Origin of the sequence: Paenibacillus radicis (ex Gao et al. 2016), from assembly GCF_014641555.1 — a bacterium.
GTDB lineage: Bacteria > Bacillota > Bacilli > Paenibacillales > Paenibacillaceae > Pristimantibacillus > Pristimantibacillus radicis.
In genome coordinates this window covers 644,075-656,765 of sequence record NZ_BMHY01000003.1, presented here as the reverse complement: position 1 = coordinate 656,765, position 12,691 = coordinate 644,075, and the positions used below count along the sequence as shown (strand labels likewise).

At 52.0% G+C, this 12,691-nt stretch carries 10 protein-coding genes; all 10 read left to right on the top strand.

Annotation, left to right across the window (positions count from 1 at the left end; translation table 11 throughout):
- Window positions 1-200: 200 nt before the first annotated feature.
- The 10 genes from IEX98_RS11420 to IEX98_RS11375 all read left to right on the top strand — a co-directional run bounded on the left by IEX98_RS11420 (window position 201) and on the right by IEX98_RS11375 (window position 12,471).
- The gene (locus IEX98_RS11420) at window positions 201-1,241 is read left to right on the top strand and encodes a sugar-binding transcriptional regulator (protein ID WP_188889276.1); all 1,041 of its coding nucleotides are present in this window, start codon (window positions 201-203) and stop codon (window positions 1,239-1,241) included.
- A 97-nt stretch (window positions 1,242-1,338) separates the two neighbouring features.
- Window positions 1,339-2,343 (top strand): type I glyceraldehyde-3-phosphate dehydrogenase, encoded by a 1,005-nt coding sequence (gene gap / locus IEX98_RS11415; protein ID WP_188889274.1) that lies wholly within the window; start codon window positions 1,339-1,341, stop codon window positions 2,341-2,343.
- Between the two features lie 246 nt (window positions 2,344-2,589).
- Window positions 2,590-3,771: a phosphoglycerate kinase gene (locus tag IEX98_RS11410; RefSeq protein ID WP_188889272.1), complete on the top strand. Its 1,182-nt coding sequence runs from the start codon at window positions 2,590-2,592 to the stop codon at window positions 3,769-3,771.
- A 54-nt stretch (window positions 3,772-3,825) separates the two neighbouring features.
- Window positions 3,826-4,581 carry a triose-phosphate isomerase gene (tpiA, locus tag IEX98_RS11405; RefSeq protein WP_188889270.1) on the top strand — a complete coding sequence of 252 codons (756 nt, stop codon included), beginning with the start codon at window positions 3,826-3,828 and terminating at the stop codon, window positions 4,579-4,581.
- Window positions 4,582-6,120: a 2,3-bisphosphoglycerate-independent phosphoglycerate mutase gene (gene gpmI / locus IEX98_RS11400; RefSeq protein ID WP_188889269.1), complete on the top strand. Its 1,539-nt coding sequence runs from the start codon at window positions 4,582-4,584 to the stop codon at window positions 6,118-6,120.
- A gap of 44 nt (window positions 6,121-6,164) precedes the next feature.
- On the top strand, window positions 6,165-7,457 hold the full coding sequence (gene eno, locus IEX98_RS11395) for a phosphopyruvate hydratase (protein WP_188889267.1): 1,293 nt from the start codon (window positions 6,165-6,167) through the stop codon (window positions 7,455-7,457).
- A 148-nt stretch (window positions 7,458-7,605) separates the two neighbouring features.
- Window positions 7,606-8,385: a sugar phosphate isomerase/epimerase family protein gene (locus IEX98_RS11390; protein WP_188889265.1), complete on the top strand. Its 780-nt coding sequence runs from the start codon at window positions 7,606-7,608 to the stop codon at window positions 8,383-8,385.
- A 97-nt stretch (window positions 8,386-8,482) separates the two neighbouring features.
- Window positions 8,483-8,719, top strand: a complete 237-nt coding sequence (gene secG / locus IEX98_RS11385) for a preprotein translocase subunit SecG (RefSeq protein ID WP_042168803.1) — start codon at window positions 8,483-8,485, stop codon at window positions 8,717-8,719.
- Between the two features lie 179 nt (window positions 8,720-8,898).
- The gene (rnr, locus tag IEX98_RS11380) at window positions 8,899-11,994 is read left to right on the top strand and encodes a ribonuclease R (RefSeq protein WP_188889264.1); all 3,096 of its coding nucleotides are present in this window, start codon (window positions 8,899-8,901) and stop codon (window positions 11,992-11,994) included.
- 276 nt (window positions 11,995-12,270) lie between these two features.
- Window positions 12,271-12,471 (top strand): cold-shock protein, encoded by a 201-nt coding sequence (locus IEX98_RS11375; RefSeq protein WP_028609190.1) that lies wholly within the window; start codon window positions 12,271-12,273, stop codon window positions 12,469-12,471.
- The last annotated feature ends 220 nt before the right edge of the window (window positions 12,472-12,691 follow it).

The window sequence follows — 12,691 nt, the reverse complement described above, 5'->3', positions numbered from 1 at the left end:
GAGAAAAATAAATTTGTGAAAATGGTGGCGGTAACCGTTTTCACGTTCAAATGTTCGCTTGCTAACGTTTAAACTTTTAGCTAAAATAAAGGTGGGACTTAAAATGAGCATGCGGGACATATTGAGTCCAACGGCCTATATCAACGAAATGCTCATCACCGTTCCAAAACGCAGTGAGCCGATGGAGTGAATAATAGAGGATGCGCCAGATTATTGAACTGCAGCAGCAGCTTCTCCCGGATTTGCTCGAAGTGATGCGGAAGCGGTACTCCATCTTAAATCAGGTCCAGTTATCCGATTTGATTGGCAGGCGGACTTTGGCTTCGTCATTATCGATGACGGAACGGGTGCTGCGCGCGGAGACCGATTTTCTGAAATCGCAAGGCTTGCTAGAGATTCACCCAACGGGAATGCGGATAAGTGAGGCGGGCCGAGAGCTATTGGAGCAATTGGAGCCCTTCTACACGACGATGTTCGGCTTATCCGAACTGGAAGAAAAAATTCAGACCGCTTTCGGTTTGCCCCAAGTTATTGTTGTGGCAGGGGATTCGGAGCAATCCGTGCAAACGAAGCGGGAGCTTGGACGAGCGGCATGCCAAGTGCTTCGCAAGGTTATGGAGCCCGGAGATGTAGTGGCCGTAACTGGCGGAACAACGATTGAGCAGGTAGCCAATCAATTAACGACTTCGGCTCCGCTGAAGACGAATTGGTTCGTACCGGCAAGAGGCGGCCTTGGCGAAAGCCTAGACTACCAAGCAAACACAATCGCCTCGACAATGGCAAAGCGCACTGGTGCGAATTACCGGCTGCTGCATGTACCGGATCATTTGGGCGAAGAGGCGTATGCTTCTATTATGCAAGAGCCCAACATTCGTGAGATTGTCGATGTCATTCGAAGCGCACGTATCGTCGTACACGGAATTGGAGATGCCAAAGTGATGGCCCGCAGGCGAAGGCTGAAGCCGGAGCTGCTGGATGCGATGACGAGAGATGGCGCGTTGGCGGAGGCATTCGGTTATTATTTTGACCGTGAGGGCCGGGTTGTGCATCAAATGCAGACGGTAGGATTACGTTTGGATGATATTGTTAAGACTGAGGTTGTTATCGGTGTCGCCGGCGGCAAAAGCAAAGGTGAAGCGATCGCAGCGGTGATGCGGTTCGGTCATAACGACGTAATCGTCGTGGACGAAGCGGCAGCGCTGGAAATCGTATCGATTATCGAGCAAGAACAGTCCCATTAGATTTGTGTCTTAACGGTTTGTGGCGGTCACCTGGGATAGCTGCAGAACGTTTTGAAAATACATTTAGCCCTTAAAAAACATTTAGGAGGAAATAACAATGGTTAAAGTTGGTATTAACGGATTTGGCCGTATCGGCCGTAACGTGTTTCGCGCGTCCCTGAGCAACCCTGAAGTAGAAGTGGTAGCGGTAAACGATCTGACTGACACTAAAACACTGGCTCACCTGCTGAAATATGACACAACGCATGGCGTGCTTGACGCAACGGTAGAAGCTAAAGAAGGCGCAATCGTAGTTAACGGCCGCGAAATCAAAGTTTTCGCTGAACGTAACCCTGAGAACCTTCCTTGGGCTTCCGTAGGCGCGGAAATCGTTGTTGAATCCACAGGTATCTTCACAGCTAAAGAAAAAGCTGAGCTTCACTTGAAAGGCGGCGCGAAGAAAGTTATTATCTCCGCTCCTGCTACTAACGAAGACATCACGGTTGTTATCGGCGTTAACGAAAACCAATACGATCCAGCTGCTCACACAGTTATCTCGAACGCTTCTTGTACGACTAACTGCCTGGCGCCATTCGCTAAAGTATTGAATGACAAATTCGGCATCGTTAAAGGTATGATGACGACTATTCACTCGTACACGAATGACCAAGCAGTACTGGACGTTCCTCATAAAGACCTGCGCCGCGCTCGTGCTGCTGCAGAAAACATCATTCCTTCCTCGACTGGCGCAGCAAAAGCAGTATCGCTGGTTCTGCCAGAACTGAAAGGCAAACTGAACGGTATGGCTATGCGTGTTCCTACGCCTAACGTATCCGTAACAGACTTGGTTGCTGAACTGAAAGTTGACGTTACCGTTGAAGAAGTTAACGCAGCATTCAAAGAAGCTTCCGAAACTTCGCTTAAAGGCATCTTGAACTACAACGAATTGCCGCTCGTATCGAGCGACTACAATGGCGACCCAGCTTCTTCCACAATCGACGCTCTGTCGACTATGGTTGTTGAAGGCAACATGGTTAAAGTCATTTCCTGGTATGACAACGAGTGGGGCTACTCGAACCGCGTAGTTGATCTCGCTGCTTACATCGCAAGCAAAGGTCTGTAAGACTAAGGGAGCATGTTCCCCTAATTGCAAGGAACGCTTGCATCCCGGATCATTCATGATCCGGGATGCGCTTAGTCTGCAGCGCTCCCGGTAACGCGTGGGGCGAAGCAAACGGCGTTCCTTCTCCATGAAGGAACGCCGTTTCTATGCCTGCACATTCACCGCTTTCTATTTTCCAAGCGTCCATTCATTGTCCTTACTTAACAGGTTCGACCGAATAAGCAACCAATCAGGAGGGTATACGATATGAATAAGAAAAGTGTTCGTGACGTAGAAGTAGCCGGCAAACGCGTATTTGTACGCGTGGATTTCAACGTGCCGCTCGAAGATGGCAAAATTACCGATGACAAACGGATTCGCGAGACGCTTCCGACAATTAACTTCCTGATCGAAAAAGGCGCAAAAGTCATCTTGGCAAGCCACCTTGGCCGTCCAAATGGTCAAGTTGTGGAAGAGCTTCGTCTGACTCCTGCTGCTGAACGCCTCTCCGAGCTGCTGGGCAAACCGGTTGCGAAAGCTTCCGAATCCACAGGCGAAGCGGTTAAAGCGCAAATCGCGGCTTTGAACGAAGGCGACGTGCTGTTGCTTGAAAACGTTCGTTTCAACGAAGGCGAAGAGAAAAATGATTCGCAGCTGGCGCAAGCTTTCGCTGAACTGGCCGACCTGTATGTCAACGACGCATTTGGCGCTGCTCACCGCGCACATGCATCGACGGAAGGCATTGCACATCATCTGCCGGCCGTATCCGGCCTTCTGATGGAAAGAGAGCTGGATGTACTGGGCAAAGCACTGAACAACCCTGAGCGTCCGTTCACGGCGATCGTAGGCGGTTCTAAAGTGAAAGACAAAATCGACGTCATCAACAAAATGATCGAGATTGCCGACAACATCATCATCGGCGGCGGCCTGTCCTACACTTTCTTCAAAGCGCAAGGCCATGAAATCGGCCAATCGCTCGTTGACAACTCGAAGCTGGATCTGGCACTCGAGTTCATCGAGAAAGCGAAGAAGCTGGGCAAAAACTTCCTGATCCCTGTCGATATCGTTGTAGCTGACGATTTCAGTAAAAACGCGAACACGAACATCGTTAGCATCGACAGCATCCCAGCTGACTGGGAAGGCATCGACATCGGTCCGAAAACGCGTGAAATTTACGCTGACGTGATCAAAAACTCCAAGCTGGTCGTATGGAACGGACCAATGGGCGTATTCGAAATCGAGCCATTCTCGCACGGCACGCAAGCTGTAGCAAATGCTTGTGCTGAAACAGAAGGCTATACAGTAATCGGCGGCGGCGACTCCGCTGCAGCAGCTGAGAAATTCGGCCTGGCTGACCGTATGAACTTCATCTCGACAGGCGGCGGCGCTTCCCTCGAGTTCATGGAAGGCAAAGTGCTTCCTGGCGTTGTAGCTCTTAACGATAAATAAGCTTAACTTCACATAGATCCATCCGGAATGAATATTGAATTAGGAGGTAATACGATGAGCAGAAAACCAATCATTGCAGGCAACTGGAAAATGTTCAAAACCGTATCCGAAGCCGTTTCTTTCTTCTCCGAAGTAAAAGGCAAAGCAGAGGTTGACGGTGTAGAGAGCGTAATCTGTGCCCCATACACAACGCTTCCCGCTTTGGTAGAGGCAGCAAAAGGCACGTCGATCGCGATCGGCGCGCAAAACCTTCACTTTGAAGACAACGGTGCATTCACAGGCGAGATCAGCGGCGTTATGCTGAAGGATCTTGGCGTGAAATATGTGATCATCGGTCACTCCGAGCGTCGTGCTTACTTCGCGGAAACTGACGAGATCGTTAACAAAAAGACGCATGCGGCATTCAAGCACGGCTTGACTCCAATCGTCTGCGTAGGCGAGCACCTTGAAGAGCGTGAAGCGAACCAAACGAAGGATGTCGTTAAAGTTCAAACCGAAGCGGCTTTCCAAGGTTTGTCTGCAGCACAAGCTGCTGAGGTCGTTATCGCTTATGAGCCAATCTGGGCGATCGGCACTGGCAAATCTTCGACTTCTGAAGACGCACAAGACGTTATCGGCTACATCCGCGGCGTCGTTGCTGGCCTGTATGATGAAGCGACTGCAAACGCAGTACGCATTCAATACGGCGGCAGCGTGAAGCCTAACAATGTTGCGGAATACATGGGCCAAGCGGACATCGACGGCGCTCTCGTCGGCGGTGCAAGCCTGGAGCCAGCATCCTACATCGCTCTTGTCGAGGGGGCCAAGTAAATGGCAGCTCCTAAACCTGTAGCACTCATTATTTTGGACGGCTTCGGCCTTCGGGACGATGTGACGGGCAACGCGGTCGCACAAGCGAAAAAGCCGAACTATGATCGTTACTGGTCGACTTACCCGCATACGACATTGACGGCTTGCGGTGAGGCGGTAGGCTTGCCAGAAGGCCAAATGGGCAACTCTGAGGTTGGCCATTTGAACATCGGTGCAGGACGCATCGTGTACCAAGACCTGACCCGGATCAGCAAATCGATCCGCGACGGCGAGTTTTTCGACAATGAAACGCTGCTTGGCGCAGTGCGTCATGTGAAAGCGAACAATAAGAAGCTTCACCTGTACGGCCTCGTGTCTGACGGCGGCGTACACAGCCATATCGCGCATTTGTTCGCGCTGCTTGAGCTGGCGAAAAAGGAAGGGCTCACTGAGGTTTATGTGCATGCTTTCCTGGACGGCCGTGACGTAGCACCGGATAGCGCAAAAGGTTACCTGGAGCAGCTGCAGGCGAAGATCGAAGAGGTTGGCGTAGGCCAGGTCGCAACGGTGCAAGGCCGTTATTATGCGATGGACCGCGACAAGCGCTGGGAGCGTGTTGAGAAGTCGTACCGCGCCATGGTTTATGGCGAAGGCCCAACTTCCACCGATCCGATCAAAGCGGTAGTTGAATCCTATGAAAAATCGGTTTATGATGAATTCGTTATGCCAACGGTTATCGTGGGCGAAGACGGCAAACCAGTTGGTCTCGTGGAATCCGAGGATGCGGTTATTTTCTTCAACTTCCGCCCCGATCGCGCGATCCAATTGGGACAAGTATTTACGAACGAAGATTTCCGCGGGTTCGACCGCGGCGAAAAAGCGCCGAAAAACTTGTATTTTGTCTGTTTGACGCTGTTTAGCGAAACGGTTGGCGGCTTCGTTGCGTATTCACCTAAGAATCTCGACAACACGCTGGGCGAAGTGCTCGTTCAGAATGGCAAGAAGCAGCTGCGCATCGCCGAGACGGAGAAGTACCCGCATGTTACGTTCTTCTTCAGCGGCGGCCGCGACGCGGAGCTTCCGGGTGAAACCCGCGTTCTGATTCCTTCTCCGAAGGTTGCAACCTATGACCTTCAGCCGGAAATGAGTGCTTATGAAGTTGCTGCTGCGGCTGTAAGAGAGATTGAAGCCGACAAGCACGACGCGATCATTCTGAACTTCGCCAATCCCGACATGGTTGGTCACTCCGGCATGCTGGAGCCGACGATCAAAGCGGTGGAAGCGACGGACGAATGTCTCGGCAAAGTGGTAGAAGCGGTTCTTGCCAAAGGCGGCGTAGCGATTATTACTGCCGACCATGGCAACGCAGATATGGTGTTCGACGAGAATGGCCGTCCTTTCACGGCACATACAACGAACCCGGTTCCTTGCATCGTTACACGTGCGGGAGCAGAGCTTCGCGAAGGCGGCATTTTGGCCGATTTGGCACCTACAGTACTTGATCTGCTGCAGCTGTCCAAACCGAAAGAAATGACGGGAACGTCGCTCGTTCAAGAGTAATAAACCAACCACTAAATCCAACAATTAAAAGGAGTGTTTCATTCATGTCTATCATCATTGATGTATACGCACGCGAAGTGCTGGATTCCCGCGGGAATCCAACTGTTGAAGTAGAAGTATCCCTGGAATCCGGCGGCCAAGGCCGTGCAATCGTTCCATCCGGCGCATCCACTGGCGCTTATGAAGCTGTTGAGCTTCGCGACGGCGACAAAAGCCGCTACCTGGGCAAAGGTGTTATTACAGCAGTAGAGAACGTAAACACAATCATCGCTCCTGAAATCATCGGTCTGGACGCTCTTGATCAAGTTGCAATCGACCGTAAAATGATCGAGCTTGACGGTACGCCTAACAAAGCGAAACTGGGCGCAAACGCAATTCTGGCTGTATCGATGGCTGTTGCACGCGCTGCAGCTGACGCGCTGAACGTATCCCTGTACACGTACCTGGGCGGCTTCAACGCTAAAACACTGCCAGTTCCAATGATGAACATCATCAACGGCGGCGAGCATGCCGACAACAACGTTGACGTACAAGAGTTCATGGTTCTGCCAGTTGGCGCTCCAACATTCAAAGAAGCTCTTCGCATCGGCGCTGAAATCTTCCACAACCTGAAATCGGTTCTGAAAGACAAAGGCCTGAACACAGCTGTTGGCGACGAAGGCGGCTTCGCTCCTAACCTGGCTTCCAACGAAGAAGCAATCACAACAATCATCTCCGCTATCGAGCGCGCAGGCTACAAGCCAGGTGTTGACGTATTCCTCGGTATGGACGTTGCTTCGACTGAGTTCTACAAAGATGGCAAATACCACCTCGAAGGCGAAGGCAAATCGTTCACATCCGCTGAATTCGTTGACCTGCTCGCTTCGTGGGTTGATAAATACCCAATCCTTACAATCGAAGACGGCTGCTCCGAGGACGATTGGGAAGGTTGGAAATTGCTTACCGACAAACTGGGCGGCAAAGTACAACTCGTTGGCGATGACTTGTTCGTAACGAACACAGAGCGTCTGTCCGACGGTATCGACAAAGGCGTAGGCAACTCGATCCTGGTTAAAGTGAACCAAATCGGTTCCCTGACTGAAACATTCGACGCGATCGAAATGGCGAAACGTGCAGGCTACACTGCAGTTATCTCCCACCGTTCCGGCGAAAGCGAAGACAGCACAATTGCTGACATCGCAGTTGCAACAAACGCTGGTCAAATCAAAACAGGTGCTCCGTCCCGTACGGACCGCGTAGCGAAATACAACCAATTGCTTCGCATCGAAGACCAATTGGGTTCGACAGCGCAATATGCAGGCAAATCTGCATTCTACAACCTGAAAAACTTCAAATAAGGCCGGTCGGGCTTAGCCCGATTGCCTCTGATAGAGAGAAGAGCATCCTGTGGGGTGCTCTTCTTTTTTGTGTGAGAAGGAAAACGGCCGTGCGGGTGGAACTCCTTTTTAAGCAGGGAATACTCCTATAAGGCGGCGGTGCAACAGCATGTCCATTCCGACGGTTGCAATCCAGATGTACTCGCTTCGCGATTTGGCGCAGCGTGATTTTCTAGGCACGTTGGCTCTAGTGGCCGACATCGGGTATGAGGCAGTGGAATTTGCAGGATTTTACGATACGCCGGCTAGACTGCTAAGACAAAGGTTGAATCAGCTGGGCCTAACCGCACCTTCGGCTCATATTGGGCTAAATTTCACGAATCCGGATCGAATGGAATCGGAGTTTGAGGCTCAGTTGGAGTATGCATCCGAATTAGGCTTGAAGCATGTCATCACGCCGTGGGCGCCTTTACCGGCACAACCGACGATCGATGAACTGGCCCGGCTTGCGGAGCTTTTCTACCGTTGCGGGGAGCAAGCTTCGCGTTATGGTTTGAAGTATGGTTATCATAATCACGAAGCCGAGTTCAAGCTCGTTGCGGGCCGCCCGGCTATTGATCATTTGCTGGAGCGGGTGCCAGCGGAGCTCATGACGATGGAGTTTGATTTGGGATGGGTGTATGTGGCGGGTAATGATCCGGTCGACTATTTGCGCAGATATGCCGGGCGGGTGCCGCTGGCTCATTTCAAAGATTTAAGCGACGGGCGGCGTGATATGGAGCTGGGAAGCGGCAAGGTCGGTTACGAACGTCTGATTCCGGAAGCTATCCGCGCAGGTGTCCAATATATGATTGTCGAGCAGGAGCAGTTTGCGGTAAGCGCAGTGGAGAGCGCAAAGCAGAATTTGGCGTTCTTTGAAAGCTTTGATCTGTCGGGTAAAACTGGATGAAGCAGGCAGGCGATCTAAACTATTGAATTCGTAGATGGGCTATGCTACAATCGATTTATGTGTTTTTAACGGAGCTCCTGTGCTGGAGGTGGATGAAATGGAAATCTTTTTGAAAATATTGCTCGTACTCTTCTCGGTCGGTTTGATCACGGTCGTTTTGCTGCAAAAGGGCAAAAGCGCTGGCTTGTCTGGTGCGATCTCCGGCGGTGCTGAGCACTTGTTCGGTAAACAGAAAGCACGCGGTCTGGATTTGTTCTTGCAACGTCTGACAGTTGGACTTGCAGTCGGATTTTTCGTGTTGTCCTTGATTGTTGCATACGTTGTGAAACTGTAGAAGTTGTACCGAAAAGCGGAAGGTGAAGCCTTCTGCTTTTTTTTGTTGTATTTTCCAGAATGCGCGGATGCGGGCCCCTTATTTCGTGTATACTAAATGGTATATGATAATCTATCAACCGGCAGCAATGGATGCAAGTCATGATAGAACTACCGGTGTATGAGGTGAAAAGGACAATTATGATGCAAGAGCAGGAACTGCTTGATTTTATGCGGGAGACGGCATATAAGCCGATGACCTACCAGGAGCTGGAGCAGCATTTCGGCATCGCGAATGCCGCAGAGTTCAAGCTATTTTTGAAAATGCTTAATCAGCTCGAAGAGGAAGGGAAAGTCATCCGGACGCGCAATGAGCGCTATGGTGTTCCCGAGCGGATGAACCTGCTGAGAGGGAAGGTGCAGGCGCATGCGAAGGGCTTTGCTTTTCTGCTGCCTGACGAGAAGGACCACCCTGACGTTTATATACATGCCAATGATCAGAAAAGCGCGATGAACGGCGATATCGTTCTCGTCCGTATTACTTCGCAAAGCGAAAGCGGGGGCCGCTTGGAGGGCGAGGTTGTACGAATCGTGCAGCGCGCAGTTGTTCAAGTGGTCGGCACATTCGAGAACCATGAGTCGTTTGGCTTCGTTGTTCCAGACGATAAACGGATCAACCGCGATATTTTTATCGCTAAGGGTGAATTCCAAGGCGCAGTTACGGGCCAAAAAGTCGTGGCGCGAATTGTGTCGTATCCTGAAGGGCGCGCTGCCGCAACGGGAGAAATTATCGAAATTTTGGGACATAAGAATGATCCCGGAATCGACATTTTGTCGATTATTCGCAAGCATCAGCTTCCGGAGAGTTTTACGGACGAGGTGCTGGCAGAGGCAGAAGCCGCTCCCGATTCCATCACGGAGGAAGAGATTATTCAGCAAGGCCGGCGGGATCTGCGCGATGAAGTCATCGTTACCATCGACGGCGAGGACGCGAAGGATCTTGACGATGCGGTTCATGTGAAGCGGCTGGATAACGGCAACTATTTGCTGGGCGTACACATTGCCGACGTAGGCTATTACGTGACGGAAAAGTCGGAGCTGGACCAAGAGGCGTTCCGGCGCGGCTGCAGCGTCTATCTGGTGGATCGCGTCATTCCGATGCTGCCGCATCGGCTGTCGAACGGTATCTGCTCGCTCAACCCGCAGGTAGACCGGTTGACTTTGTCCTGTGAGATGGAGTTTGATGCGAAAACGCTGAAACGGGTACGCCATGAGGTGTTCACGAGCGTCATCAAGACGAAAGAGCGGATGACATACTCCAACGTACGCAAGCTGTTGACGGCGACTGAAGAAGAGCCGGAGACTGAGCTGAAGGAACGCTATGCCGATCTGCTTGATATGTTCAAGCTGATGGAAGAGCTGGCAATGAGACTGCGGAAGAAGCGGATGAAGCGCGGCGCGATCGATTTCGATTTTCAAGAATCGAAGGTTATCGTGGACGAGCAAGGCAAAGCTGTCGATATCGTGAAGCGGGAACGTTCTGTCGCGGAGCAGATTATCGAGGAGTTCATGCTGTCGGCGAACGAAACGGTTGCCGAGCATTTCCACTGGCTGCGAGTGCCTTTCCTGTACCGGATTCATGAGGACCCGGATCAGGAGAAGCTGCTTCATTTTATGCAATTTGCGTCGAATTTTGGCTACGTCGTGAAAGGCAAGGGCAATTCGGTCCATCCGCGCGCGCTTCAGACGCTGCTGGAGGAGATTCACGGCACGAAGGAAGAGACGGTTATCTCGACCGTTATGCTTCGTTCGATGAAACAAGCGAAATACGATGCGGACTGTTTGGGTCACTTCGGTTTGGCTGCGGAGTTCTACACACACTTCACTTCGCCGATTCGCCGGTATCCCGATTTGGTCATTCACCGCGTTATTCGCGAAGTGCTGGAGAACGGCGGCTCGCTGCCGGAGAAGCGCCAGGAGGCGCTGATGGCTCGTATGCCGGATTATGCCCAGCATTCGTCCGAGCGGGAGCGCGTGGCCGTCGATGCGGAGCGGGACACAGATAAGCTGAAAAAATGCGAATTTATGCTGGATAAGGTCGGAGAAGAGTTCAACGGCATTATTAGCAGCGTAACGAGCTTCGGCATGTTCGTCGAGCTGGACAATACGGTGGAAGGGCTTATTCGTCTGAGTGATTTGACCGACGATTATTACCATTTCCACGAGCTTCACATGGTGCTGATTGGCGAGCGCACTTCGAAGGTGTACCGCATTGGCGACGAAGTGAAGATCCGTCTGGCTAGAGTGAACATGGAAGAGTATACGATGGATTTCGAGATGGTCGATATGAAACCGCGCAGCGGATTCAAAGGCGTAGCTGATGCTGGCTTCGGCGTAGGCCGCGGCGCGAAGAAGCGCGGCGGATTCGGCCGTGGCGGAGCGGATGATCGCGGACGCGGCGGAAAGCGCGGCGGCGGCGGTGACCGCGCCAAAGGCGGCGTGGGCGCGCTTGCACCAGCTAAGGGTGGCAAGGGCGATCGCCGTGGTAAAGGCGGCAATGGAGCCGCTGGCGCGTTAGGCGATGCAGCGAAGGCTAAAGGCGGCAAAGGCAGCGGCGGAAACGGCGAAAAAGGCGAAGGCCGTGGCAAGAACGATTCTATAGCATTGGGCGTGCCGAGAGATGAGAGATCCGGCGGCCGGGGGAAAGGTGTTGCAGAAGTGAACGAAGCGAGAGATGAAGTGAACAAGAACGAGGGCGGCAAGCGCCGGCGCAGAGGCGCTGGAGCCGAGGGCTCAACAGGTGCTACCGGTACAGGCGCAGCGGCTGAGGGTTCGCCGTGGCAAAAGCCGGCGGAGCCGCTGGAGCCAGGCAGACGTGTACGCGGCGGCAAAAGCGTTCCGCGTACCGATATGTGGGGGCTGCCCATCCGAGAGGGCAGCAAAAGCTGGGGCGGCGACACGGGCGAGGATCCTCGCTCGGAGAGACGTGATGGCCGCGGCGGTCGTGGCGGCAGCGGTGGTCAAGGCGGCCGCGGGCGCAGCGGCGGTGCTAGAGGCGGCAATGGTGCAGGCGGCGGCGGTACGGCAGGCCCGAGAGGTCATGCAGGCAGTGCTGGCACACCTGGCGGAGGTCGGCCGAAACCGGCAGCTGAAGCTCAGCCCAACGAAAATAATAAACAAGTTTCGCCTGACGTGAATAATTCCGGCGAAGAAGGCAAGAATAAGAAGAGGAAGAAGAAAAACGGAGGCGGCGGCGGTAACGCGACTGCTGCGTTCGTACGCAAAAATCGAAAATAAATACCAGATGTTTACTTTACCCCCAAACATGGCGTTGCTGCTCGGATCTGCCGGATTGCAGCGCCGTGTTATGGATAAGCTGGCAAAATATATTTAAGCTTGTCGCTTGCTTTTTGAATATGGGTATAGTACACTCAAAGCAATTGATGATATGAACCTGAATTCACATATTGAAAAGGGTGTCATTAAAGTCATGAGACCTTTTCCAATGTGTGAATTTTTTGTTTAAAAACGAAACAGGCGCATATTAATTTTATTTTGTGGAGGTTTTTACACATGCAACAAGGTACAGTTAAATGGTTTAACGCAGAAAAAGGTTTTGGCTTTATCGAAGTTGAAGGCGGCAACGATGTATTCGTACATTTCTCCGCAATCACTGGCGAAGGCTTCAAAACTCTTGAAGAAGGCCAACGCGTTGAGTTCAACGTTGTTCAAGGCAACCGTGGACCACAAGCAGAAAACGTAGTTAAGCTGTAATAGCTTACTAACTGCGAGGAACCGTCCGGGCCATCTGGTCTGGGCGGTTTTTGTATAGTCAGGGCATGATAAGGGTGCAGGACGTTTGTCTGTCTGTTGCATAGGCGCTAGCACTGAGCATTTTGCTTTGTTTAGCGATTGCTTAAGTTTGCTCCTTCCGGCAGGCAACAAAATGCAAAAGTACATTTTGATTACGCTTTTATGACTGGTTTTTCGCCTC

Bases quoted from the DNA above. Each gene is read 5' to 3' on its own strand.
- IEX98_RS11420 (WP_188889276.1), top strand. From the start codon at position 201: ATGCGCCAGATTATTGAACTGCAGCAGCAGCTTCTCCCGGATTTGCTC.
- gap (WP_188889274.1), top strand. From the start codon at position 1,339: ATGGTTAAAGTTGGTATTAACGGATTTGGCCGTATCGGCCGTAACGTG.
- IEX98_RS11410 (WP_188889272.1), top strand. From the start codon at position 2,590: ATGAATAAGAAAAGTGTTCGTGACGTAGAAGTAGCCGGCAAACGCGTA.
- tpiA (WP_188889270.1), top strand. From the start codon at position 3,826: ATGAGCAGAAAACCAATCATTGCAGGCAACTGGAAAATGTTCAAAACC.
- gpmI (WP_188889269.1), top strand. From the start codon at position 4,582: ATGGCAGCTCCTAAACCTGTAGCACTCATTATTTTGGACGGCTTCGGC.
- eno (WP_188889267.1), top strand. From the start codon at position 6,165: ATGTCTATCATCATTGATGTATACGCACGCGAAGTGCTGGATTCCCGC.
- IEX98_RS11390 (WP_188889265.1), top strand. From the start codon at position 7,606: ATGTCCATTCCGACGGTTGCAATCCAGATGTACTCGCTTCGCGATTTG.
- secG (WP_042168803.1), top strand. From the start codon at position 8,483: ATGGAAATCTTTTTGAAAATATTGCTCGTACTCTTCTCGGTCGGTTTG.
- rnr (WP_188889264.1), top strand. From the start codon at position 8,899: ATGATGCAAGAGCAGGAACTGCTTGATTTTATGCGGGAGACGGCATAT.
- IEX98_RS11375 (WP_028609190.1), top strand. From the start codon at position 12,271: ATGCAACAAGGTACAGTTAAATGGTTTAACGCAGAAAAAGGTTTTGGC.